Source organism: Bacillus sp. 0102A (genome assembly GCF_036765155.1).
GTDB lineage: Bacteria > Bacillota > Bacilli > Bacillales > Bacillaceae > Bacillus > Bacillus subtilis_G.
The window spans coordinates 110,620-134,951 of record NZ_JBAIZW010000006.1 but is presented as its reverse complement, the minus strand read 5'-3'; the positions used below and the strand labels follow the sequence as shown (position 1 = coordinate 134,951).

The following is a 24,332-nucleotide window of genomic DNA, read 5'->3' as shown; positions in this document are numbered from 1 at the left end:
CCGTAAGACCTATTTTTCGTTTTTGCTAGTTTATGTTATTCTTATACTCGGTATCTATTTCTTTTTTAAAAGGCACACATGGCAAAAGAAGTCTTTTTTATTTCCGAGAAAAAATGTGAAACGAAACGAAGGCTTCGTTCGTCCAATGGTTGGTCTGAAATAGGTGCAATAAAAATGGTATGGTGCAAAACATAAATATTCCGGTCTTACCACGGTGTATTTATTTGTTGTGTGATGCCTTGATTTTGTTTGGAAAGAAGGAATTGGAAGACAGGATAAAGAGCAGGTAAATATGAATAAAGACTTAAAGTGTTTAAGAAAGTAGAGGTTGCTATGAAGAAACTTTTCTCTTACAAACTTAGCTTTTTTGTGCTGGCTGTTATACTGTTTTGGGCAAAAACGTATTTATCCTACAAGGCAGAGTTTAACCTAGGGGTAAAAGGCACAACCCAGGAGATCCTCCTGGTATTTAACCCGTTCTCAAGCGCTGTCTTCTTTTTAGGACTGGCTTTGCTTGCGAAAGGGCGCAAATCAGCCATTATCATGCTGATAATCGATTTTGTGATGACATTTGTGTTATACGCGAATATTTTATTCTATCGTTTCTTTGACGATTTCTTGACGTTCCCGAACATTAAACAGTCCGGCAACGTCGGAAACATGGGAGACGGGATTTTCAGCATCATGGCCGCTCATGATATTTTCTATTTCTTAGATATTATGATTTTGATTGCGGTATTGATCTGGAGACCTGAATTAAAAGAATACAAAATGAAAAAACGCTTTGCGTCTTTGGTGATCCTTTCCGGGGTCGCACTGTTTTTCATCAACCTGCACTATGCGGAAAAAGACCGCCCGCAGCTGCTGACAAGAACGTTTGACCGCAATTATATCGTGAAATATTTAGGTCTTTACAATTACACCATTTATGACGGTGTGCAGACGGCTCAAACGGAATCGCAAAGAGCCTACGCGAGCAGCGATGATTTAACAAGTGTCGAGAATTACACGACGTCTCATTATGCGAAACCGAATGCCGAGTACTTCGGTTCTGCCAAAGGCAAAAATATTATTAAGCTTCACCTGGAAAGCTTCCAGACATTCCTGATTGATTATAAGCTGAACGGTGAAGAGGTGACGCCTTTCTTAAATAAACTCGCACACGGCGCAGAAGATATGATGTATTTTGATAACTTTTTCCATCAGACCGGCCAGGGAAAAACATCCGATGCCGAGCTGACAATGGACAACTCCATCTTCGGCCTTCCTGAAGGCTCCGCGTTTGTGACGAAGGGCGAAAACACATACCAGTCGCTTCCGGCGATTTTAGACCAGAAGGAAGGCTACACAAGCGCTGTTATGCATGGTGACTACAAATCATTCTGGAACCGTGACCAGGTTTATAAACATATTGGGTATGACGAGTTCTTCGACGCAAGCAGTTATGACATGTCTGAAGAAAACCTCGTGAATATGGGACTCAAGGATAAGCCGTTCTTTACAGAATCGATTCCAAAACTTGAATCTCTTAAACAGCCGTTTTATGCGCATTTGATTACGTTGACACACCATTATCCGTTTAACCTGGATGAAAAAGATGCAACCATTAAGAAAGCGACAACGGGTGATAAAACAGTTGATAATTACTTCCAGACAGCCCGTTACCTTGACGAGTCGCTTGAGCAATTCTTCAAGGAACTGAAGGAAGCCGGCCTTTATGACAATTCAGTCATTATGCTTTACGGTGACCATAACGGTATTTCTGAAAACCATAACCGCGCGATGAAAGAGATTCTCGGAAAAGAAATTACAGATTACCAAAACGCGCAGAACCAGCGCGTGCCTCTGATGATCCGCGTGCCTGGCAAAAAAGGCGGAGTGAACCATACGTATGGCGGCGAAATTGACGTTATGCCGACACTTCTGCACTTGCAAGGTATTGATTCGCAGAAATATATCAACTTCGGCACTGATTTATTGTCTAAAGACCACGATGATACAGTGGCGTTCAGAAACGGCGACTTCGTGACGCCGAAGTACACATCAGTCGACAATATCATTTACGATACGAAGACAGGTGAAAAACTGGAAGCGAATGAAGAAACGAAGAATCTGAAAACAAGAGTGAGCCAGCAGCTGAGCCTTTCAGACAGTGTCCTGTACAAAGACTTGCTGAGATTCCACAAACTGAGTGATTTCAAAGCCGTTGATCCATCTGACTATCATTACGGCAAGGAAAAAGAAATCAAATAAGACGAGAAAGAGCCTTGAGCGGGCACATTGCCTTCGCTCAAGGCTCTTTTTTTGGTTACATAACCAACTTGAAAAAAATAGATTCCATTTGGTCACCAAGGCCGGCTTTCTCTCATATCATTACAGTAGAATTTGAAACCGGTATTGAAGTGGACAAATTATCGGGGAAACGCCTTGGTAGATTGTAAAGATTACCAGGTTTCGAACTCAATATTCATAGAGATGAGGGGTAGAGATGAAAGCGGTCATTCTCTGCGGCGGAAAAGGAACGAGAATGAGTGAAGTCACGAACGACATTCCTAAACCGCTCGCCATGATAGGCGGCAAACCGATTCTATGGCATATTATGAAAATCTATCAGTACTACGGAGTAAACGAGTTTATTCTGCTTTTGGGCTATAAAGGAGAAAAAATCAAAGAATACTTTCTCGATTATGAATGGAAGCACAACAGCCTGACTCTCGACAGCTCTACGGGAGAGGTGCAGATGCTGGGGCAGCCTGAAACGTGGAAAATTACGTTTTTGGAGACAGGGGAAGACACGCTGACAGCCGGAAGAATTTTGCAGGCAAAAGACTATATCGGCGATGAAACGTTTCTGCTCACCTATGGGGACGGGCTGGCCAATATCAATCTTTTCCATCTCATCAGCTATCATCAGGCAAAAGGTGCTGCCGCGACTGTCACCGGCATTGACAAAGTCTCGCAGTTCGGCACCTTGACGGTTGAAGACGGCATGGCGAAAACATTTTCTGAGAAAACATCGAGTGACGGAATCATCAACGGCGGATTCTTTGTTCTCAGTCCCAAGGTTTTCGATTATTTGCCGAAGGACGGGAACATGATGTTCGAAGATGAACCGCTGAAGAACCTTGCCAAAGACGGAGAACTTGCCGTGTACCGCCATTACGGATTTTGGACGGCCATCGATACGTATAAAAATCTCTTAGAAGTCAACAAACTGTGGGATCAAGGACAACAAGTATGGAAGGTATGGTGAACTGATTTGAGTTTCTGGAAAAATAAAAACGTATTTGTCACGGGGTGTACAGGTCTTTTAGGAAGCTATTTGGTGAAAGAACTGATCGAACAGGGCGCCAACGTGACGGGGCTTGTTAGAGATCATGTGCCGCAATCCAATCTTTATCAGGGAGAACATATCAAGAAAATGAACATCGTGCGGGGCTCTCTTGAAGACTTGCCTGTGATTGAACGCGCGCTTGGCGAGTATGAAATTGACACAGTCTTTCACCTCGCCGCACAAGCGATTGTCGGCGTGGCAAACCGCAACCCGATTTCCACGTTTGAAGCGAATATCCTTGGTACGTGGAATGTTCTCGAAGCCTGCCGGAAGCACCCATTAATCAAGCGGGTCATTGTCGCTTCAAGTGATAAAGCTTACGGCGACCAAGAGAACCTTCCGTACGATGAAAATATGCCGCTGCAAGGCAAACATCCGTACGACGTCTCGAAAAGCTGCGCAGATCTGATCAGCCACACGTATTATCACACATACGGGGTTCCGGTCTGCATCACGCGCTGCGGAAACCTGTACGGCGGCGGAGATTTGAACTTCAACCGCATCATTCCGCAAACGATTCAGCTTGTGCTGAACGGGGAAGCGCCGGAAATCCGCAGCGACGGCACATTTGTCCGCGACTACTTTTATATCGAAGATGCCGTTCAGGCTTATTTGCTTCTGGCAGAAAAAATGGAAGAAAACAATCTTGCCGGAGAGGCCTTTAACTTCAGCAATGAGATTCAGCTGACCGTACTTGAACTGGTAGAAAAAATATTGAAGAAAATGAGCAGCAGCCTGAAGCCAAAGGTGCTGAATCAGGGAAGCAATGAAATCAAACATCAATATTTATCCGCGGAAAAAGCGAGAAAGCTGCTGCATTGGACACCGGTCTACACCATTGATGAGGGACTTGAAAAAACGATTGAGTGGTATACGGAATTCTTCAAAAAGTAATATGAAACGAGGTGAACATGACTGTGACCAGCGCATATTGCACCGTTTTATCAAAAGGGAGATTATATCAGGCAGTCGCCTTATTTAAGTCGTTGGAGCAAGTTGATCCAAACAGCCCTATATTTACATTATGCATGGATGAAGATACGCACCGTGTCTTACAGAAACTGAAGATGAAGCAGCTGAACCTTGTGCCGGTGGCCGCGCTCGAAAATGAACGGCTTCTGAAGCTCAAGGAAACAAGAGATCAAAGCGAGTACTGCTGGACGATGAAGCCGATCTTCCTGCAAGCTGTGCTGAACAGCAATCCCGAGCTGGAGCGTGTGACGTATATTGACGGGGATCTCTTTTTCTATGCCGATCCATTTCCGATTTTTGAAAACCAGCCGGACTGCTCGGTGCTGCTTTCGCGGGGTGATATCGTCATCCCTTCCTTCGAAAAAGAGCAGATTGTCATGCTGCAGCGCCTTTTAGGCAGATATAACTCCGGCTTTATCAGCTTCAAGCGTGATGATGACGGCACGGACTGCTTGGAATGGTGGAAGGAACGCTGTCTTGAGGAGTGCAAAAATGCCCCGGGTGAAGGGAAATTCGGTGATCAAGGCTATTTGGATTATATGTCTGGGCTGTTTCCGAACGTATGTGACATCACGACACCCGGTGTCAACGTCGGCCACTGGAACTACGGGCAGCATACGTTTTCCTGGGAGGATGGACGTATCGTGCTGGAGGATGGCAGCCCGCTGATTTTTTACCATTTCAGCGGATACCGAATCGTCAGCATCAATGAAATCAAACAGATTCATGAAACAACACGCACAGACCTGCCGTTTGTGCATGAGCTGTATCAAGAAACACTGCCGCATATCATTCAGCACATCAATACGTTAGACCCTGAATTTAACGGTTTTGCTTCAAAAGATGATAACAAATAAATGATTAAATACAGGAAGTGAAAATGAAGTGAAAGCAAGCGTTATTATTCCTGCATATAATTCAAAGGAGCGTCTCTATAACAGCCTTCTGTCATTAAACCAGCAGGAGTGCGATGAAGAATTTGAAGTCATTGTAGCAGACAATGGCTCTGAGGACGGGACGCTCCCAATGCTTGAGACATTTCAAGCAGATTTTCCGCTGATCTTTACACGGATTAAAGAAAACAGGGGCATTGCGTATGGACGAAATCAAGCGCTTCGCAACGCCAGAGGAGATATCCTGATTTTTCATGACAGCGATATGCTTGCGGCAAAGGACCTTGTGGCAAAGCATATTAAAGCCCATGAGAACGAAGAGAATCTTGTGGTGTGCGGTTTGTTTTGGAAACGGATCTACAGTTTTTATTATGAACGCTTTGAAGCTGAACATAAGAAACAGCTCGCAAAGCTCGTAGACGAAATGCCGAAGAAAGACAAACAAAAGCTGTTGAAGGAAGAGGACATCAAAAACGGAAGCTTTCTGGACAAAAGCTTCGACCTTGATACCGACTTTATTGACGTGCTCAAGCGGATTTTAGATGAGTACGGCGATGACCTGAAAGGCTACCATATGCCATGGCGCTTTTTTATCACGAATAATTCCTCTGTCAAACGCAAGCATGTGACTGACCTCGGTTTATTTGATGAAGGCATTGTACGGTACGGATTTGAGGATTATGACCTCGGAATCAGGCTTCATCAGGCCGGACTGACGTTCAGGCTGCATCGCGATATTGTCAGTGTTCATCAAGAGCACCCGAGCAATTGTAAGTCGGTAGACGATATTCGGGCAAATATTGCCTACATGTGCGATAAATACAACAACATCCGCTCCTTAGACGTTCATCTCGCTTTTAACGGGCCGTTCCCGCCTGACATGACGAACGGCATCATGGCTGATATTCAAAAGCTTTTGGAAGCTCGCAAATACGACATGCTGCTGAGTCTGTTTCTTGAGCTGCTTCATGTTGTCAAAGAACGTAACATTGACCCGGATTGGCAAAAGAAAGCCCCTAGGGTGACGGCGAAAAACTTTGATTTACAAACTGTCCGTAAGCTTCTGCCAAAAGCGAAGAAAAAGCTTGGCGTAAATGATTTCGCCAACGCGCTGTATGCGCTTGTCAACGATTTGCTGCACGTGGATCTTAGATAATTGGATGTGGTATGGTGAGTACATTTCATTTTTCAACAATAGTGTCAAGGACGCATATCTTTAAGCTCATGCCGATGATTCATTCGCTCCATGAGCATTGCGATGATTTTCATTTGTATGTGCTGTGTGTCGATCAAAAAGCGTATGAGTTGCTTCAGCACGTGCCATGGGAGCATGTGACCTTTGTGCAGCTGCATGAAATGGAAGACCCTGAGCTGCTGAAAGCGAAAAGCAATCGAACGTTTCACGAATATTGCTGGACATTAAAACCCGCTTTTTTGTTCCATGTTATGAGCAAATGGAATGATGCGGAATACTTTGCCCATATGGATACCGATCTGTTTTTCTTTTCTGATCCAGCATGTATTTTTGCCGAAAACCCAGCGGCTTCTCTATATTTGACTGATCACCGGAACTCGCCGCGGTTCCTGTCCTACTATGAGCGGACCGGCCGCTTTAACACAGGCTTTGTCGGTGCCGCGAATACGAAAGAAGCATATGAAGCGGTGTGGCAGTGGAGACAGGACTGCATTGCATTTTGTACAGTAGAAATGAATACGGAACGAAAGACATACGGTGACCAAAGGTATGTGGAGAAGTGGCCGTCGCAGTATAAGGATGTGCATGTTGTCAAATCAATCGGGGCCAATACAGCGCTTTGGAATATCGAAAACTATAAGGTCGGGCAAAAGGACGGCCGCGTGTATGTCGATGAAACGCCGCTGGTGTTCTATCATTTCTCCGGGTTTACATTGGTGACGGAAAAAGAGTTTAATCTTTGCTGGTATTATCGGATTGAAGACGAAGCGGCAGTTGAAATGATTTATATGCCGTATGTGTTAAACCTGAAAAGATGGATTGACGAAATTCAGGCCGCGTTCCCGGACTTTGCGGACGGTTTTATTCCGAAGCACGCGGTGCCGGATACTCATTTTGTACAGCTCGATTAAAAACCCTGCCCAGCGGCAGGGTTTCTTTAGTGGTGCCATTCTCTCAGCTTCTGATCGCTCGGCAATAGGAAGGCTAGGATGCCGAGCACAGGGAGAAAGGCGGTGGCAATCATCGTCGGGGTCAGTCCCGCGGCGTCAATCAGAGCGCCCAGCGCTACAGCGCCAATCGCGCCCATCCCGAAGGCGAGCCCGACAGTCAAACCGGACATTGTGCCGATTTTTCCGGGAACTAGCTCCTGTGCGTAGACAACCGTTACGGAAAAGCTCGACATCAGCACAAAGCCGATCAATGCGAGCACGCCATAGGCGAGCACAGGTCCTGCAAATGGAAGAAAAATCGCCAGCGGCGCCGAGCACAGCAGTGAACAGAGGATCACAAAGCGTTTTCCGAAACGGTCTGCGAGCGGGCCGCCGAGAAACGTGCCGACAGCGCCGAACAGCAAAAAGACAAAAATATAGCTTTGTGCCTGCTGAATGCTTACGTGATATGTATCCATCGCGTAAAACGTGTAAAAATTGCCAATCGCACTCATATACCAAGAACGCGCAAAAATGAGAAAGATAATCATGATAAGAGCAGAAATGACAGACTTGGTAATAGCTATGTTTTCAGCTGTTTTCCTTTGTTTGCCTGACTTTTGGGCAAGGCTTCCGAGACGTGCGGCGTACCATTTCGCAATATACAGCAGAAACATAACAGCGAGCGCGGCGACAAGCGTGAACCAAACGGCGCCGAATTGCCCGAGAGGCACAAGGATCAGCGCGGTGATCAGGGGCGCCATCGCCTGGCCTGAGTTTCCGCCCACCTGATAGATCGATTGGGCGAGCCCGCGTTTTGTGCCGGCGGCCATATACGCCACACGGGAGCCTTCCGGATGGAAAATGGCCGAACCTAATCCGATGAAAAACACACAGCATAAGATCGTGATGAATGAGGGGGCGAATGCAAGGCCTAAAATGCCGAGCATGCTGGCGGTCAGGCCGATTGGCAGTGCGTAAGGCAGCGGCCGTTTATCGGTATACCAGCCGACGACAGGCTGCATCACAGATGACACCATGTTTAATGTGAAAGCGATGATGCCGAGCTGTGTAAACGTCAGGCTCATGGAGCGTTCCAAAATAGGGAACATAGCCGGAATCACGGCTTGCAGCGAATCGTTGAGCATATGGCAGATTCCAATGATCACCAAAATCGGATACACCGTGGTGCCTGGTTTTTGAACGGTTTTTTCTTTTAACGGGGCGGCGATAGCCAATTGAGTCTCCTCCTTACATATATAACCAAAGCATATCACCATATTATTCATAAGGTGAAGAATTTATCAAGAGGTAAAAAGACTCTTCTAAAAAGAAAAACATCAGCCTAATGAGCAGCTGACGTTATTTTTGATATGCAAAATGTGATACAGCTCTGCAAGCTTACGAATCTCATAAGTTGGCACTGTTTCTGACTTATTCGGCTTCATGTCAGGGTTAATCCAGCAAGTATCAAGCCCGGCGAGCTGTCCGCCTTTGATATCGGCAGTCAGCGAATCACCGATAATTAATGCGTGCTCTGCTGAAAATGAGGGAATCCGTTCAAACACGTAATCGAAATATTCCTTCATTGGCTTTTGGTAGCCTGTGTCTTCAGATACGAAAATATCTTTGAAAAACGGAAATAATCCTGAATCACGGAGACGCTTGTACTGCGTCTTAGACACGCCGTTTGTCACGATATACAAATCAAACTGATGCTGCAGGTTTGAGATGAGATCATAGGCGCCGTCAACAAGCTGATGCCCTTCTTCAAGAAAGCTACGGTATTTTTGCTCAAGCAAGGCGCCGTCCGCCTCATAACTGTATTCCTTGAACAAAGCGGCAAAACGGGTGTTCACGACTTCATCCCGTGTCATTTTTCCTTCTTCAAAGGCTCTCCAGAGACCTTGATTGATTGTTTTATACTGTGTCTTCATTTCATCTGTTAAAGGAATATTCTGATCTTCAAACAGCAAACGCAGCGCTAATGCTTCTGCCGCTCTAAAATCAAGGATGGTATCATCTACATCAAATAATAAAGTGCGGTATTGTTTCATCGGTTTGTCTCCCTTTCTGCATATATCCTTCAAAGTATAGCACATAAAAAAAGGAAAAAGCCGGCTGGTGAGGCACCGCCGGCTGAAAAGAGATTATTTGTTTAATAAACTATGTTTTCTCGAATACAGGAAGTAAACCAGCGTTCCAACTGCGATCCAGATGGCAAATGAAAGCCATGTGACGCCGGGAAGGCTGTACATGAACCATAGGCAGATGCCAGCGCTGATAATTGGTACAACCGGAACGAACGGCACTCTGAAGGATGCTTTAATTTCCGGATGTTTTTTTCTTAATACGATGACAGCGACGGAAATGACCGTAAACGCGGCCAGCGTTCCCATGTTCACCAGATGAGCCAGCGTTCCGAGGTTGATAAAGCCGGCGATTCCCGCCGCAACGATACCTGTCAGCCATGTGTTGCGGAACGGGGTTTTAAACGACGGATGAACCTTTGCGAACAACCCAGGCAGAAGGCCGTCTCTGCTCATGGCAAATGTCAAGCGGACCTGAGCGTACAGCAAAGCGAGCATAACCGTCGTAATCCCGATAATGGCACCGACAGAAATAATTCCTGCAACAGCATCTTGGCCGACGAATTTAAGCGCAAAGGAAACCGGATCTCCGACATCCAATTTGGTATAAGGCATCATGCCTGTCAGCACAAGCGATACCGTGATGTATAGAACCGTACAGACGGCAAGAGCTGAAATAATGCCGACGGGCATGTTTTTTTGCGGGTTTTTCACTTCTTCTGAAGCGTTAGAAACCGCGTCAAATCCGAGATACGCGAAGAATACAGTTGCCGCGCTGACAATGACGCCTTTCATCCCGAACGGCATAAAAGGAGACCAGTTATCCGGTTTGACATAACCGATGCCGACAATAATGAACAATAAAATGATCCCGATTTTCATCAGCACGATGACGTTGTTAAACCGTGTGCTTTCTTTGACGCCTCGGCTGACAATCGCAGTGATGATGAGAATGATCACTGCGGCCGGAAGATTAAACACGGCGCCCGGCGTGCTCCCCGGCGCCCCTGCCAATGCGGCCGGAATATGAAGGTTGAAGCCGGCAAGCAGTGATTGAAAGTATGAAGACCAGCCGGTGGCAACAGCCGATAGCGCAATGACATATTCAAGCATGAGATCCCATCCGATCAAAAAGGCAAGCAGCTCTCCGAGTGTCACGTAGGAGTATGAGTACACGCTTCCCGAAATCGGAATCGAAGACGAAAACTCAGCATAGCAGAAGGCAGCGAGCGCGCAGGCGAGCCCCGCTAAAATAAACGATATGATGAGGGCGGGACCTGCGCCGGTCGCGGCCACTGTTCCTGTTATGACAAAAATCCCTGTACCGATGACACAACCGATACCGAGCAAGGTTAAATCAAATGCGCTTAACGTACGAGCAAGGCTTTTTGACTTGCTCTGCGCACTCAATGTTTCGAGCGTTTTTTTTCTAAATAATGAACTCATCAAAAGTTCCTCCCAGAAAATTCGAAATATTCTAATCATTATATCCAATTCTTGTTGTATTATATTGTCGAAATTTGGCGCAGTCAATAAAATATTTTTCCACTTTAAAAGATAGAAGCGAAAAAGCGTTGGTGTATCGCAGGATAGTGATTTTTACTAATTAGATATTCAATTTTATGCAGGCTGAACCGATAGAAACAATAGATTCGCCCATATTTTGACTTGCGGTTAAAAAGGAGATGCTGACCATGTTTCAATATGAAGAGTTGAATAAACAGTTTATCGGCGGGAAATGGCAGGAAGGCAGCAGCCCAAATGTATTGGAAAACAAAAATCCTTATACTCAAAAAACATTCACAGCCTTCAAAAAAGCGACTGCTGACGATGTAGATGAAGCGTATCGGGCAGCGGCGCTGGCGAAGAAAAAATGGGATGCGGTGAATCCGTTCGAGAAAAGAACCATTTTAGAAAAAGCCGTCACGTATATTGAAGAGAACGAAGAAGCCATCATTTATTTAATTATGGAAGAGCTTGGCGGAACAAGGCTTAAAGCGGCCTTTGAAATCGGGCTTGTCAAAAACATCATGAAAGAAGCGGCAACGTTCCCTGTCCGTATGGAAGGGAAAATTCTTCCGTCAACAATAGATGGCAAGGAAAATAGATTATATCGCGTGCCGGCAGGTGTTGTCGGCGTCATCAGTCCATTTAACTTCCCATTCTTTTTATCTATGAAATCAGTGGCGCCCGCACTCGGAGCCGGCAATGGCGTCGTGTTAAAGCCGCATGAGGAAACTCCGATTTGCGGCGGTACGCTGATTGCAAAAATCTTTGAGAACGCAGGAATTCCAGAGGGGCTGCTGAATGTCGTTGTCACCGACATTGCAGAAATCGGAGACAGCTTTGTCGAACACCCCGTGCCGCGTATCATCTCATTTACAGGTTCTACGAAAGTCGGCAGCTACATCGGCCAGCTTGCGATGAAGCATTTTAAAAAGCCGCTTCTTGAACTCGGCGGCAACAGCGCCTTCATCGTGCTTGAGGATGCTGATATTGAATATGCGGTCAATGCGGCGGTGTTCAGCCGATTTACACACCAAGGACAGATTTGCATGTCAGCCAACCGCGTGCTTGTTCATTCTTCTATTTATGACAAATTCCTAGAGCTGTATCAGGCAAAAGTAGAATCGCTGAAAGTCGGCGACCCGATGGACCCTGACACGATTATTGGACCATTAATCAACAGCAGACAGACGGACGGGCTGATGAAATCTGTGGAGCAAGCGATTGAAGAAGGCGCTGTTCCAGTGAAACTTGGCGGATTTAACGGGACGATCGTGGAGCCGACGATCTTAAAAGACGTGAAACCGTTCATGAGCATCGCCAAGGAAGAGCTGTTCGGACCTGTCGTCTCCTTTATGAAGTTTGATTCAGAAGATGAAGCGGTGGATATCGCAAACGAAACCCCGTTTGGCTTGAGCGGTGCTGTACATACATCAAATCTTGAGCGCGGCGTGGCTTTTGCGAAGCGAGTTGAAACAGGCATGATTCATGTCAATGACACGACCATCAATGATGAACCGAATGTGGCCTTCGGCGGTGAAAAGCAATCCGGTCTCGGCCGTTTGAACGGAGAATGGAGCCTTGAAGAATTTACGACACTGAAATGGATCTCGGTCCAGCACGAAAAACGCAGCTTCCCTTATTAAGAAAAGGAGTGAATGGAATTGAGCATAAGAACGGAAAAAGAAACCGCAGACCTTCTGGACGCGTTTGTCAAAGTAGCCCCATATTTAAACAGCCTGATACAGGATGATATCACAATCGGCATTTACGATACGGAAAAACTGCTCGTGAATATACCGGCCAAAACCTTTTCTCTAAACGTAAAAGCCGGTGATCCACTGCAGGAAGGGGATATTATCACAGACGCCATCCGCAGCAATCAGAAGAAGACGAGCATGGTTCCGAAAGAATTGTTCGGATTTCCATTGATCGCACGCGCCATCCCGCTCCACGACGAAAATGGAAGAGTGATTGGGGGCGTCGGCCTCGGAACGAGCCTTGAGGAGTCGTCTAAGCTGCATGATGTGGCGGAAAGCTTATCAGCCATTGTTGAACAAACAGCCGCAGCCATTTCCGATATTTCTGATTCAATCAACGGATTTTCATCTCAAATGACGGGGATTTCCTCCCAGGCGAAAAAGGTCAGCGAAAGCGCGGGTGAAATCGCCGATATTTCAGTAACCGTGAAAGGCATCTCTGACCAAAGCAATCTGCTCGGCTTAAACGCCGCGATCGAAGCGGCGAGAGCGGGCGAGTACGGAAAAGGCTTTTCTGTCGTCGCAGATGAGATCAGAAAGCTCGCAACGCATTCGAAAGAAAATGTCGGCCAGATTGACCAGATCACGAAAAAAATCCACAGCCTGCTGAAAGGGCTGGAGGAATCAATTGAGTCGATTAATCAGCATACAGATGGACAAGCTGCTGCCGTTGAACAAATTTCCGCCACGATGCAGGAGATTTCAGGAAGCGCGCAGCATCTCGCAAAAATGGCAGAAAACGCGCTTGAGGAAGAATAAGAGACCGGGGACAAACGTCCCCGGTCTTTTTCTATCCTGCATTTCCATGAAATTTGTCTGACGTTTTACTAGTTTTATTCCAGCGGCTGATTTAAAATGTACACATGAACTTACGTGAGGATTGATAGGAATCATGAGTATATTAAAAGCGGAAAATCTGTATAAAACATACGGAGATAAAACATTATTTGACCGTATCTCCTTTCATATTGAAGAGAATGAGAGAATCGGATTGATCGGACCGAACGGAACAGGAAAATCAACGCTGCTGAAAGTGATCGCCGGCTTGGAATCTATCGAAGAGGGAGACATCACGAAATCCGGCAGCGTGCACGTCGAATTTCTTCATCAAGACCCGGAGCTGCCTGCGGGACAAACTGTGCTGGAGCATATCTATTCCGGTGAATCGGCTGTGATGAAAACCTTGCGTGAATATGAAAAAGCGCTGTATAAACTGGGGGAAGATCCGGAAAATGAACAGCGCCAGAAGCACCTGCTGGCGGCGCAGGCAAAAATGGACGCGAACAACGCGTGGGATGCAAACACCCTGGCGAAAACCGTATTGTCTAAGCTGGGCGTCAACGACGTAACAAAGCTGGTCAACGAGCTTTCAGGCGGTCAGAAAAAACGGGTGGCCATTGCCAAAAACTTAATTCAGCCCGCTGATCTGCTCATTTTAGACGAGCCGACGAACCATTTGGATAATGAAACAATTGAGTGGCTTGAAGGATATTTAAGTCAATATCCCGGCTCTGTCATGCTGGTGACGCACGACAGGTATTTCTTAAATCGTGTCACGAACCGCATTTATGAGCTCGAACGAGGCAGCCTCTACACGTACAAAGGCAACTATGAAGTGTTTTTAGAAAAACGCGCGGAACGGGAAGCGCAGGCTGAGCAAAAGGAAACGAAGCGCCAAAACCTGCTGCGCCGCGAACTGGCTTGGCTGAGACGGGGAGCGAAAGCCCGTTCCACAAAACAAAAGGCAAGAATTGACCGAGTGGAGGCGCTTAAGGAGCAGAAAGGCACTCAGTCATCGGGCTCACTCGACTTTGCGATTGGCTCCCATCGTCTTGGCAAACAGGTCATTGAAGCGGAGAACGTGATGATCGCTTATGACGGCCGCAAGCTTGTCGACCGCTTTCATGAACTGGTCATACCGGGTGAGCGGATTGGGATTATCGGGCCGAACGGCATCGGAAAAACGACGCTGTTAAACACCCTTGCCGGCCGGCATACTCCTGACAGCGGCCATATTACGATCGGACAGACGGTCAGAATCGGCTACTATACGCAGGATCATAGTGAAATGAAAGGCGAGATAAAGGTCATTGAATATATAAAAGCAACGGCGGAAGTCGTCAAAACAGCGGAAGGTGATATCATTACAGCTGAACAAATGCTCGAGCGTTTCCTCTTCCCGCGTTCGATGCAGCAGACGTATATCCGCAAGCTGTCCGGCGGAGAAAAACGCCGTTTATACTTGCTTCAGGTTCTCATGCAGGAGCCGAATGTTCTGTTTCTCGATGAGCCGACGAACGATTTGGATACTGAAACATTAAGCGTTCTCGAGGATTATATTGACCAGTTCCCCGGTGTCGTCATCACTGTATCCCATGATCGCTACTTCCTTGACCGTGTCGTCGATCGTTTGATTGTGTTTGAAGGAAATGGCGTCATATCCCGCTTCCAAGGCTCCTACAGCGATTATATGGAGGAGTCAAAAACGAAAAAAACAGCTGAAAAACCGGCTGCTGAAGCAAAACCTGCTGAAGCCGAGCCGAAGAAAAAACGAAAAAAGCTTTCTTACAAAGATCAGCTTGAATGGGACGGCATTGAAGATAAAATTGCCCAGCTAGAAGAAAAGCATGAGCAGCTCGAAGTTGACATCGCCGCAGCAGGAAGCGATTTTGGAAAAATCCAAGAGCTGATGGCCGAGCAAGCAAAAACAGCGGAAGAGCTTGAGGCTGCCATGGACCGGTGGACAGAATTGTCCCTCATGATAGAAGAGCTGGAAAGCTGAAAAAAGTGCGGCGCGCAGTGCCGCGCTTTTTTCACATAATGTACAAAAACGAACCGGCCAGCTTATGATAGGATGGAATTGTGTGTCAGCGGCACACGGAAAACCAACGGAGATGATGAAGTATGACATGGACGATCGTGATGTTAATCCTCATGAGTCTGGTGAAAATCGTATTAACCTGTCTTCCAACAGGCGTCATGGAATGGCTGCTCAGCAAATTCGCAGTGCACGCCAAGCTGAGTGACGAAAATGCCGTTCTCTCTCTAGATGGAAAACGTCTCGAAGATGAAGAGAAACAGAAAGTGATTGCCCAATTCAACGAAGCTGTCTTCCTGGAAAAATATTATATCTACCCAGGTGACGAAGAGCGTTATTTATACCCGGAAAACGGCGGCACGCCGCTGGTGATAGATATGAAAAAAGGCAAAAAAGATGTGAAGATGTTTGTATATAGCTATGACGACCATATCGACGTCGTGAAACAGTACAAGAAGAAAGTCATTGCGTATCAATTGCTTTCTGATAGCCTTCAAAAGCAGTCTCTATCAGTGACAGAAAGTTTAGCTTAAACAGGACAGTGAAAGACGGGTGCTTTATGCACTCGTTTTTTTATTGATTTTCAAACCTTAACGTTTACGTTAAGGTTTGAAAGGTGTATAATGGTAACAGAAACGGCGAAGGGGGATTTACCTTGGAATGGATGAAGATTGATCAAGTAGCCAAAAGAAGCGGGCTGACTAAGCGTACCATCCGATTTTATGAAGAAATCGGCTTGATTCCCGCGCCGAAACGGACAGACGGCGGCGTAAGGCTATATTCAGAGGATGATATGGAGGAGCTTGAAAAAGTCATCAGCACAAAAGAGGTGCTCGGGTTTTCCCTTCAGGAGCTTCAGCATTTCATGGAAACCAGCCGCCAGTTAGAGTTAAACAAAGAGGGGTATTTGCTGTCACTGGATCCTAAGGAACGGAAAGAAAAACTGGAGGAAATTCAGGAAAGCCTGAATCACCAGCTGGATTTGATTGATGAGAAAATCCGTACATTCCAAAGCTTTAAAGAACGCCTGCAGGGCATGAAAAATAAGGCGGAACGTGCCATTCAATCAATCGAATAAAAAAATTCCAAACGCTATTTTGTAGCGTTTCTTTTAATGGAATAAAAATGGAGGTCAAGTCAAATGGATAAGACAACACAAGTGAATCAGAAGCCGGGCTTGCTCAGCCAGCCGAAAGCGGTATGGGCTGTCGCGTTCGCCTGTGTGATTTCCTTTATGGGAATCGGGCTGGTCGATCCAATTCTTCCGGCAATTGCCGCACAATTACATGCTTCACCTAGTGAAGTATCACTCTTGTTTACAAGTTATTTGCTTGTAACCGGATTTATGATGTTTTTCTCAGGAGCCATTTCCAGCCGTATCGGCGCGAAATGGACGTTAATTCTCGGACTTATTTTTATTATTGTGTTTGCGGGGCTTGGCGGCAGCTCAAGCTCAATTGCTCAGCTAGTCGGCTATCGCGGCGGCTGGGGATTAGGAAACGCATTGTTTATTTCAACAGCGCTTTCGGTTATTGTCGGTGTGTCTGTCGGGGGCAGCGCTCAAGCGATTATTTTGTATGAGGCGGCGCTCGGACTCGGGATTTCAGTCGGGCCGCTTGCAGGCGGAGAACTCGGAAGCATCTCATGGCGCGCACCGTTCTTCGGCGTATCTGTCCTGATGTTTATTGCGTTAATCGCGATTTCTTTGATGCTGCCGAAATTGCCGAAACCGGCGAAACGAGTCGGTATGTTTGATGCGATGAAGGCGCTCAAATATAAAGGCCTGCTGACGATGGCGACATCGGCGTTCTTATACAACTTTGGTTTTTTTATTTTGCTTGCTTATTCTCCGTTCGTACTTGATTTAGATGAACACGGTCTCGGTTATGTCTTCTTCGGCTGGGGACTTCTGTTGGCGATTACGTCAGTCTTTACGGCGCCGCTCGTGCACAAAGCGCTGGGCACAGTGCGTTCGCTCGTCGTTCTCTTTATCGCCTTTGCGGTTATTCTCATGATCATGGGAATATGGACAGATCATCAGACACTGATTATTACATGTATCGTTGTCGCCGGTGCTGTCCTCGGTATGGTCAACACCATCATGACAACAGCTGTGATGGGGGCTGCACCGGTTGAACGATCAATCGCGTCTTCAGCCTACAGCTCAGTCCGCTTCATCGGCGGCGCGCTTGCTCCGTGGATTGCGGGAATGCTCTCAGAACACTTCACCGCAAGCACACCATATACAGTAGGCGGAATCGTCGTTTTTGTCGGCATGCTTGTCCTTTTCATAGGACGCAAACATCTTGCCGGAATTAAGACGGGACATTAAAACGAAAGACACTGCTCGTGAGGCAGTGTCTTTTTTTAATCGTGGAATCTTCCCATTACAATCGTGTTGTAGTCGTTTCCGTCAGAAAGCAATTTCTCCTTTTTTAAGATTCCTTCTGTTTCAAATCCGTATTTTTTATAAAGTGAAATGGCTCTCTCGTTTGTTTCTAGAACATTCAGTGAGATTTTTTTCATTCCGTTTGTATCCACCCAAGAGAGGGTCTGCTGTAAAAGATGCTTCCCAATGCCATAGCCCCAAAATTCTTTTAACACGCATACTCCGAACTCCGCTTTATGAGAGGATCGCTTTAAATCAGTTCCCTCACATCTGGAAAACCCCGCGAGCCTTTCCTGCACTTCAGCCACTAAAAATAAGTTTCTCTTTTTCTCAGTATCTTCCTTTATCCGTTGTTCAAAATCCGGTTCATCTATAAAATCCTCGCCCTTCTATCGATCCATGTATTCCGTTTGACCATCAATCTTCAACCTTAAGGCAGACAGCTTTTGTGCGTCTTCTACACGAGCTGATCGAATAGTATACTGAAGCCCATTTACATTGAATTCTTTTTTTCGATGATCATGTTATACCCCTTTACTGTCAGTATGTGTTATTCGTTATAATGGCATCATAATCGAAATGGTGCAGGAAAGGACAGCCTTTATGACACAATTTTACTATTTAACGGCTAAAACGCCTTTAGAAACCGGTTTTTTCAGGCAGCAAGAACGGCATTCGCGGAAAGGGCATCCGCTTCGGTCAGGCATCGACGCGGCGGGGATTTATTTTGAAGAAGCTGAGAATGTATCCGTTCATTTACGATTGCCATATCAAGTGATGGTCCATGCTGTAGAGGGGACGTTTGTTATGGATAAGGCACAGCCTCACGAATATGATCAGAAGTGTTTACAGGCACTGTATCAATACATACACAGCGTCATGAAAAACAGCTTTTCTGTCGAGTGGTTCACCGCTTGGGCTGATGAGGAGGACTTTGAGCTGTCTGCCAGAAGAGAGCTGACACTTGATGAATTTACATCGCCATTGCAGCTCATTTTAAAAGACAGAGAGCATTTGAGAATCGTTCAGAAAAAATGGCAGTAAAAAACCCGCACTTCAGCAGGCGGGTTTTCTTCGATTTAAAGCACTTTCGTCGTCCAAGACTCGCAGTTCCACGTTTCTGTCGCGATATCCATATAAAACTCTGGCTCGTGGGAGATGAGCAGAATGGAGCCTTTGTATTCTTTGAGCGCGCGCTTGAGCTCTTCCTTCGCGTCGACATCCAAGTGGTTTGTCGGCTCATCGAGCACCAGCAGGTTTGTTTCTGAATTGATCAGCTTGCACAATCTGACTTTCGCTTTTTCGCCCCCGCTTAATACGGATACGCGGCTTTCGATATGTTTTGTCGTCAGTCCGCATTTTGCCAGAGCGGCCCGGATTTCGTATTGCGTATAAGAAGGGAATTCGCTCCATACCTCTTCAATGCACGTATTGTTGTTTGATTCCTTGACCTCTTGCTCGAAATAGCCGGTAAAAAGGTGCTCGCCGCGTTCAACCGAGCCTTCAAGCGGCTGGATTTCGCCAAGCAGGCTTTTCAGCAAGGTCGTTTTTCCGATCCCGTTCGCGCCGTAAAGGGCGATTTTTTGGCCGCGCTCCATGCGGAGGTTGAGCGGACGTGACAGCGGGGAATCGTAACCGATCACCAGATCCTTCGTTTCAAAAATCAGCTTGCCTGACGTTCTCGCCGGCTTGAAGTGGAATTCCGGCTTTGGCTTTTCTGCAGCAAGCTCGATCATATCCATCTTATCGAGTTTCTTTTGGCGGGACATCGCCATGTTTCTCGTGCTGACACGAGCTTTGTTGCGGGCAACGAAATCCTTCAACTCTGCGACTTCCTGCTGCTGTTTTTTGTAGGCTGCTTCAAGCTGCTGTTTCTTCACCTCGTAGACTTCCATAAACTGATGGTAGTCGCCGACATAGCGTGTGAGCTCTTGATTTTCAACATGATAAATCAGGTTGATGACGCTGTTTAAGAACGGAATGTCATGGGAAATCAGGATAAACGCGTTCTCGTATTCCTGCAGGTAGCGTTTCAGCCACTCGATATGCTGCTCATCAAGATAGTTGGTCGGCTCATCGAGAAGCAGAATTTCCGGTTTTTCAAGGAGAAGCTTGGCGAGAAGAACCTTGGTGCGTTGTCCACCGCTCAAATCGGTGACATCACGCTCTAATCCGATATCGCTCAAACCGAGTCCCCGGGCGATTTCTTCTACCTTAGAATCAATGACATAAAAATCATTGTTCGTCAGCGCGTCTTGAATCACGCCGACTTCTTCAAGCAGCTTTTCGAGTTCATCGGGATCAGCTTCGCCCATTTTGTTGTAAATCTCGTTCATTTCCTCTTCCATCGCAAATAAATAATGGAACGCGTCTTTTAGGACATCACGAATGGATTTTCCTTTTTCCAGCACGGTATGCTGATCTAGATAGCCGACACGGACATTTTTTGACCATTCGACTTTTCCCTCATCAGGTTCAAGCTTTCCGGTAATAATATTCATGAAGGTTGATTTTCCTTCTCCATTTGCGCCGATCAGCCCGACGTGCTCGCCTTTTAACAGGCGGAAGGAGACGTTATTAAAAATGGCCCGGTCACCGAAGCCGTGGCTTAAATCCTTTACAGATAAAATACTCATATTTACACCTCTATCGTTTATCAAACACGCACAATCGGCGTGTATTATTCACCCTTATGATTATAAAGGAGGAATCGGAATGTTGAAAGGTATAGGAAAGAAAAAGAAAAATTGCGTTCTGGGCGAGCTTTTGAGATACTATGGAATAGATTTCACGAATTGAGGAGAAAAAAATGACGCAAACTTGGCCATTTTTACATAATGCACAATCATTTATACAAGAGAATTGGAATGCTTCCGGCTTTCAAAAGCCGACTCCTGTTCAGGAACAGGCGGCTCAGCTGATTATGGACGGAAAGGATGTCATCGCGGAATCGCCGACAGGCACAGGCAAGACGCTGGCGTACGCGCTTCCGGTCATGGAGCGGATCAAACCAGATCAGAAGCATCCGCAGACAGTGATCTTAGCGCCTTCGCGTGAGCTGGTGATGCAGATCTTTCAGGTGATTCAGGATTGGAAAGCGGGCTCAGAGCTGCGCGCGGCTTCCTTAATCGGCGGGGCGAATGTGAAGAAGCAGGTCGAAAAGCTGAAGAAACATCCGCATATCATTGTCGGCACGCCAGGCAGGGTGTTTGAACTGATTAAAGCGAAGAAATTAAAGATGCATGAAGTGAAAACGATCGTGCTTGATGAAACGGATCAACTTATCCTTCCGGAGCACCGCGAAACGATCAAGCAAATCATTAAAACGACATTAAGAGATCGGCAGCTTCTATGTTTTTCTGCCACGCTCAAACAGGAAACAGAGGACGTGCTCCGCGAATTGGCGCATGAGCCTGAGGTGTTGAAGGTGCAGCGAAGCAAGGCGGAAGCTGGGAAAGTGAAACATCAATATCTGATTTGCGACCAGCGTGACAAAGTGAAGCTGCTGCAAAAGCTGTCAAGACTTCAGGGCATGCAGGCGCTCGTGTTTGTAAGAGACATCGGCAACCTGAGTGTGTATGCGGAAAAGCTTGAGTATCACCATGTCGATCTCGGCGTGCTGCACAGTGAAGCAAAAAAAATGGAGCGGGCGAAAATCATTGCCGCATTCGAAGACGGGGAATTCCCGCTCTTATTAGCGACTGACATTGCCGCACGCGGCTTGGACATTGAAAACCTGCCGTACGTGATTCATGCCGATATTCCTGACGAAGACGGCTACGTTCACAGATCAGGCCGAACAGGCCGGGCTGGGAAAGAAGGGAACGTACTGAGCCTCGTCACAAAACTGGAAGAGTCAAAGCTGAAGAAAATGGCGAAGAAGCTTGGCGTGGAGCTGAGTGAAGCTGTGTATGCAGGCGGAAAACTGAAAACGAAATAAAAAGGAGGGCGAAAAGCCCTTCTTTTTTGTTGTAAAATAATAGAAAAGATTATGCGCGGGGGTGGGGAGATGGCTTCAATAGACAGATTTCAAATAGTGAAGGAGCCTGAGCTGAAAATCATTGAACACTGGTTCCGAAATGAGGATACCAGGCGGAGAATGGATGGGATGCTGCCATTAGATGTGTGGTATGCACGAGTGAATGAAGATGAAAACGATTGTGTGATCATGGCATATGACGGGCAGCTGCCGGCGGGAATGGTCGTGATGGAGTTCGTGGAGGAGCGGGCGTATATTGGATTGATCGTCAATCCTTTGTACCGGCTTCAAGGGTACGGAAAACAGATATTGCAAAAACTGCGTAATCATCCTGATTTGACGAGAGTGCGGGAATGGGCCGCATGCATTGAAGAAGACAATCAAATTAGTGTGGCTTGCTTTCAAGCAGCCGGATTTACGTTGGAATACACTGAACCTGATGAAGATGGCTTTCTCACTTTGATTCTTCGCATCTGACTTCATACAGAAACAAAAGGAGGGCGAAAAGCCCTCCTTGTTTTCATTATCATATCAGCTCAGCTCGGATCACTGACTTTGATCAGCTGTTTTCCTTTATTTTCGCCTTTAAACAAGCCGAGAAACGCGTCAGGAATGTTTTCGAAGCCTTCTGTGATGGTTTCCTCGTAATGGAGCTTTCCATCCTTCAGCCATTCGGCCAGCTGTTTTGCTCCCTCAGGAAAACGGTCGGAGTAGTCGCCTACGATAAACCCTTGCATCAGCGACTTCGTTTTGATCAGCTTCGATTGGACGCGGGGGCCCATGTCATCCGCTTCGCTTTCCGCATTATAGGAAGAAATGGCACCGCACACCGGAATGCGGGCAAATTCATTGAGCAGGTTCATGACCGCATCTGAAATCGGCCCGCCGACATTGTCAAAGTACACGTCGACACCTTCAGGACAAGCGTTTTCAAGTGCTTTTTGAATATCATCAGCTGTTTTATAATTGATGGCTTCGTCAAACTGCAGCTCCTGTTTTAAATAGGCGATTTTTTCATCAGAGCCCGCGATGCCGACAACTCGCGCGCCTTTGATTTTCGCAATTTGTCCAACCGTTGAACCGACGGCTCCCGCAGCTCCGGAGACAACCACGGTTTCGCCTTTTTTCGGGCGCCCGATGTCCAGCAGTCCAAAATATGCCGTCAAGCCGGTCATTCCTAAAATGCCGAGATAGGCCGATGCGGGAGCGAGGCTTGTATCAATTTTTCGCAAGGCAGACTCGCTCACAGCTGAAAATTCCTGCCAGCTGAGGTTTCCGATGACGATATCGCCTTTTTTCAGATGCTCACCGTCTGACACGACTTCAGCGATCACCCCGCCAGAGAGCGGTTCATTCAAGCCGAACGGTTCAACATATGATTTCGTATCCTGCATACGGCCGCGCATATAAGGGTCAACGGATACATAAAGCGTTTTGACAAGCACTTCACCCTGCTGGGGTTCAGGGACAGGGATCGTTTCAAAGCGGAAGTCTTCATGAACGGGAACCCCTTGCGGACGTCTGGCTAATTGAATCTGCTGTTGAGTTTTTGTCATATTCATCCTCCTACTACTTGATTGACACCAATGTAACACGGACTAGTGATGAAATACAAAAGGTAAGCCGGCATACAAAAAAGGAGAGGGGGGTTCCTCTCCTTTTTATGTCGCCCGTAATTTCGGGCACAGCCCCGTCGGCAGGCACATGGGCTTCTGGTCGATAGGGCTTTTCATGATGCAGCATTCCAAGCCGAAGACTTCACGGAAAAACGGCTGGGTAAACACATCTTCCGGTGTACCGGCATTGTATATTTTTCCGTCCAGCACACTGATCAGATAGTCCGCATATTGAGCGGCCTGGTTTAAATCATGGAGCACCATCACAACGGTGCGGCCGTGATCGCGGTTCAGCTTTTTCAGCAGTTCAAGCACTTCAATCTGGTGTGAAATGTCTAAATACGTGGTCGGTTCATCAAGCAAAAGTAAATCAGTGCCTTGAGCAAGCGCCATGGAAATCCATGCTCTTTGTCTTTGGCCGCCTGAGAGGGCATCCAGTGTCCGTTCTTTCAGCTCAATCATTCCCGTTGCTTCCAGCGCCCACTCTACCATATCGTGATCCTCTTGGGTATGCTTGGATAATAGCTTTTTATGAGGATGTCTGCCAAAATAGCATAATTCCTCCACTGTCAATCCTTCAGGCGCCTGAGGCGATTGAGGAAGAATGGCCAGCTTTTTGGCGACTTCTTTTGACGGCTGGCGGTGTATATCTTTTCCTTCCAATAGGACCGTACCGCTTTTTGGAGCCATCAGCCTGGCGAGCGATTTGAGGATTGTTGATTTCCCGCAGCCATTGGCACCGATGAGCGCAGTGATTTTTCCTTCTTCTATCTTTAAGTCGACTCCGTCAATAATCACCGTGCTGTCATATGAAAGAGTGAGCTGGTCTGCAGCCAGTTTTCCCATGGTAT

Annotated in this window: 19 protein-coding genes and 3 pseudogenes; 15 read left to right on the top strand and 7 right to left on the bottom strand. The window is 46.7% G+C overall.

The annotated features are described in order from the left end of the window. The first annotated feature begins 333 nt into the window (after positions 1-333). The 6 genes from ltaS1 (at position 334) to V6D41_RS14875 (ending at position 7,305) form a co-directional block, all read left to right on the top strand. Complete coding sequence (gene ltaS1 / locus V6D41_RS14900) at positions 334-2,253, top strand: lipoteichoic acid synthase LtaS1 (RefSeq protein ID WP_333518727.1); 1,920 nt, start codon at positions 334-336, stop codon at positions 2,251-2,253. Between the two features lie 235 nt (positions 2,254-2,488). Then, positions 2,489-3,253, top strand: coding sequence for a glucose-1-phosphate cytidylyltransferase (locus V6D41_RS14895; RefSeq protein WP_333518726.1), 765 nt, complete (start codon positions 2,489-2,491; stop codon positions 3,251-3,253). A 6-nt stretch (positions 3,254-3,259) separates the two neighbouring features. Next, positions 3,260-4,228 carry a GDP-mannose 4,6-dehydratase gene (locus V6D41_RS14890; protein WP_148963571.1) on the top strand — a complete coding sequence of 323 codons (969 nt, stop codon included), beginning with the start codon at positions 3,260-3,262 and terminating at the stop codon, positions 4,226-4,228. A gap of 23 nt (positions 4,229-4,251) precedes the next feature. Next, entirely contained in the window at positions 4,252-5,163 is a 912-nt protein-coding gene (locus V6D41_RS14885; RefSeq protein ID WP_333518835.1) for a putative nucleotide-diphospho-sugar transferase, read from the top strand. A 28-nt stretch (positions 5,164-5,191) separates the two neighbouring features. Then, positions 5,192-6,355, top strand: a complete 1,164-nt coding sequence (locus V6D41_RS14880) for a glycosyltransferase family 2 protein (protein ID WP_333518725.1) — start codon at positions 5,192-5,194, stop codon at positions 6,353-6,355. A gap of 14 nt (positions 6,356-6,369) precedes the next feature. After that, on the top strand, positions 6,370-7,305 hold the full coding sequence (locus V6D41_RS14875; protein WP_333518724.1) for a hypothetical protein: 936 nt from the start codon (positions 6,370-6,372) through the stop codon (positions 7,303-7,305). Between the two features lie 26 nt (positions 7,306-7,331). Here the strand turns inward: V6D41_RS14875 and V6D41_RS14870 are convergent, their stop codons facing one another. The 3 genes from V6D41_RS14870 to V6D41_RS14860 form a co-directional block, all read right to left on the bottom strand. After that, positions 7,332-8,561, bottom strand: a complete 1,230-nt coding sequence (locus V6D41_RS14870; RefSeq protein WP_333518723.1) for an MFS transporter — start codon at positions 8,559-8,561, stop codon at positions 7,332-7,334. 102 nt (positions 8,562-8,663) lie between these two features. After that, a complete protein-coding gene (locus tag V6D41_RS14865; RefSeq protein WP_333518722.1) occupies positions 8,664-9,380 on the bottom strand; it encodes a YjjG family noncanonical pyrimidine nucleotidase in 717 nt (238 codons plus the stop codon). Between the two features lie 93 nt (positions 9,381-9,473). Further along, positions 9,474-10,859, bottom strand: a complete 1,386-nt coding sequence (locus V6D41_RS14860) for an amino acid permease (protein ID WP_333518721.1) — start codon at positions 10,857-10,859, stop codon at positions 9,474-9,476. A 248-nt stretch (positions 10,860-11,107) separates the two neighbouring features. Here V6D41_RS14860 and yfmT point away from each other — a divergent pair, with 248 nt between their 5' ends. The 6 genes and pseudogenes from yfmT to V6D41_RS14830 all read left to right on the top strand — a co-directional run bounded on the left by yfmT (position 11,108) and on the right by V6D41_RS14830 (position 17,829). Further along, positions 11,108-12,565, top strand: a complete 1,458-nt coding sequence (gene yfmT, locus V6D41_RS14855; protein ID WP_333518720.1) for a benzaldehyde dehydrogenase — start codon at positions 11,108-11,110, stop codon at positions 12,563-12,565. Between the two features lie 507 nt (positions 12,566-13,072). Beyond that, positions 13,073-13,438: pseudogene (locus V6D41_RS21545) on the top strand (methyl-accepting chemotaxis protein); the annotation flags it as partial. Between the two features lie 133 nt (positions 13,439-13,571). Continuing rightward, on the top strand, positions 13,572-15,461 hold the full coding sequence (locus tag V6D41_RS14845; protein WP_333518718.1) for an ABC-F family ATP-binding cassette domain-containing protein: 1,890 nt from the start codon (positions 13,572-13,574) through the stop codon (positions 15,459-15,461). Positions 15,462-15,583: 122 nt separating this feature from the next. Beyond that, entirely contained in the window at positions 15,584-16,030 is a 447-nt protein-coding gene (locus V6D41_RS14840) for a YfmQ family protein (protein WP_333518717.1), read from the top strand. Positions 16,031-16,152: 122 nt separating this feature from the next. Next, on the top strand, positions 16,153-16,575 hold the full coding sequence (locus V6D41_RS14835) for a MerR family transcriptional regulator (protein ID WP_010330336.1): 423 nt from the start codon (positions 16,153-16,155) through the stop codon (positions 16,573-16,575). Positions 16,576-16,638: 63 nt separating this feature from the next. Continuing rightward, on the top strand, positions 16,639-17,829 hold the full coding sequence (locus V6D41_RS14830; RefSeq protein WP_333518716.1) for an MFS transporter: 1,191 nt from the start codon (positions 16,639-16,641) through the stop codon (positions 17,827-17,829). A gap of 35 nt (positions 17,830-17,864) precedes the next feature. Here the strand turns inward: V6D41_RS14830 and V6D41_RS14825 are convergent. Continuing rightward, positions 17,865-18,362, bottom strand: a pseudogene (locus V6D41_RS14825) (GNAT family N-acetyltransferase). A gap of 331 nt (positions 18,363-18,693) precedes the next feature. On the opposite strand from V6D41_RS14825, the pseudogene V6D41_RS14820 reads away from it, so the two are divergent. Further along, positions 18,694-18,847, top strand: a pseudogene (locus V6D41_RS14820) (hypothetical protein). 118 nt (positions 18,848-18,965) lie between these two features. Here V6D41_RS14820 and V6D41_RS14815 read toward each other — a convergent pair. Then, positions 18,966-20,522, bottom strand: a complete 1,557-nt coding sequence (locus V6D41_RS14815; protein ID WP_003223006.1) for an ABC-F family ATP-binding cassette domain-containing protein — start codon at positions 20,520-20,522, stop codon at positions 18,966-18,968. 173 nt (positions 20,523-20,695) lie between these two features. Here V6D41_RS14815 and V6D41_RS14810 point away from each other — a divergent pair, with 173 nt between their 5' ends. Further along, the gene (locus tag V6D41_RS14810) at positions 20,696-21,826 is read left to right on the top strand and encodes a DEAD/DEAH box helicase (RefSeq protein WP_333518715.1); all 1,131 of its coding nucleotides are present in this window, start codon (positions 20,696-20,698) and stop codon (positions 21,824-21,826) included. A 69-nt stretch (positions 21,827-21,895) separates the two neighbouring features. Further along, entirely contained in the window at positions 21,896-22,342 is a 447-nt protein-coding gene (locus tag V6D41_RS14805) for a GNAT family N-acetyltransferase (protein ID WP_333518714.1), read from the top strand. A gap of 59 nt (positions 22,343-22,401) precedes the next feature. Here V6D41_RS14805 and V6D41_RS14800 read toward each other — a convergent pair whose 3' ends face one another. Continuing rightward, the gene (locus V6D41_RS14800; protein ID WP_333518713.1) at positions 22,402-23,421 is read right to left on the bottom strand and encodes an NADP-dependent oxidoreductase; all 1,020 of its coding nucleotides are present in this window, start codon (positions 23,419-23,421) and stop codon (positions 22,402-22,404) included. Positions 23,422-23,526: 105 nt separating this feature from the next. Further along, positions 23,527-24,327, bottom strand: coding sequence for a Fe(3+)-citrate ABC transporter ATP-binding protein YfmF (gene yfmF, locus V6D41_RS14795; protein ID WP_333518712.1), 801 nt, complete (start codon positions 24,325-24,327; stop codon positions 23,527-23,529). Positions 24,328-24,332 lie beyond the last annotated feature (5 nt).

Coding starts and splice junctions, on each gene's coding strand:
- V6D41_RS14860 (WP_333518721.1), bottom strand. CDS start 10,859: ATGAGTTCATTATTTAGAAAAAAAACGCTCGAAACATTGAGTGCGCAG.
- V6D41_RS14840 (WP_333518717.1), top strand. CDS start 15,584: ATGACATGGACGATCGTGATGTTAATCCTCATGAGTCTGGTGAAAATC.
- V6D41_RS14810 (WP_333518715.1), top strand. CDS start 20,696: ATGACGCAAACTTGGCCATTTTTACATAATGCACAATCATTTATACAA.
- yfmF (WP_333518712.1), bottom strand. CDS start 24,327: ATGGGAAAACTGGCTGCAGACCAGCTCACTCTTTCATATGACAGCACG.
- ltaS1 (WP_333518727.1), top strand. CDS start 334: ATGAAGAAACTTTTCTCTTACAAACTTAGCTTTTTTGTGCTGGCTGTT.
- V6D41_RS14865 (WP_333518722.1), bottom strand. CDS start 9,380: ATGAAACAATACCGCACTTTATTATTTGATGTAGATGATACCATCCTT.
- V6D41_RS14805 (WP_333518714.1), top strand. CDS start 21,896: ATGGCTTCAATAGACAGATTTCAAATAGTGAAGGAGCCTGAGCTGAAA.
- V6D41_RS14895 (WP_333518726.1), top strand. CDS start 2,489: ATGAAAGCGGTCATTCTCTGCGGCGGAAAAGGAACGAGAATGAGTGAA.
- V6D41_RS14800 (WP_333518713.1), bottom strand. CDS start 23,421: ATGACAAAAACTCAACAGCAGATTCAATTAGCCAGACGTCCGCAAGGG.
- V6D41_RS14830 (WP_333518716.1), top strand. CDS start 16,639: ATGGATAAGACAACACAAGTGAATCAGAAGCCGGGCTTGCTCAGCCAG.
- V6D41_RS14815 (WP_003223006.1), bottom strand. CDS start 20,522: ATGAGTATTTTATCTGTAAAGGATTTAAGCCACGGCTTCGGTGACCGG.
- yfmT (WP_333518720.1), top strand. CDS start 11,108: ATGTTTCAATATGAAGAGTTGAATAAACAGTTTATCGGCGGGAAATGG.
- V6D41_RS14845 (WP_333518718.1), top strand. CDS start 13,572: ATGAGTATATTAAAAGCGGAAAATCTGTATAAAACATACGGAGATAAA.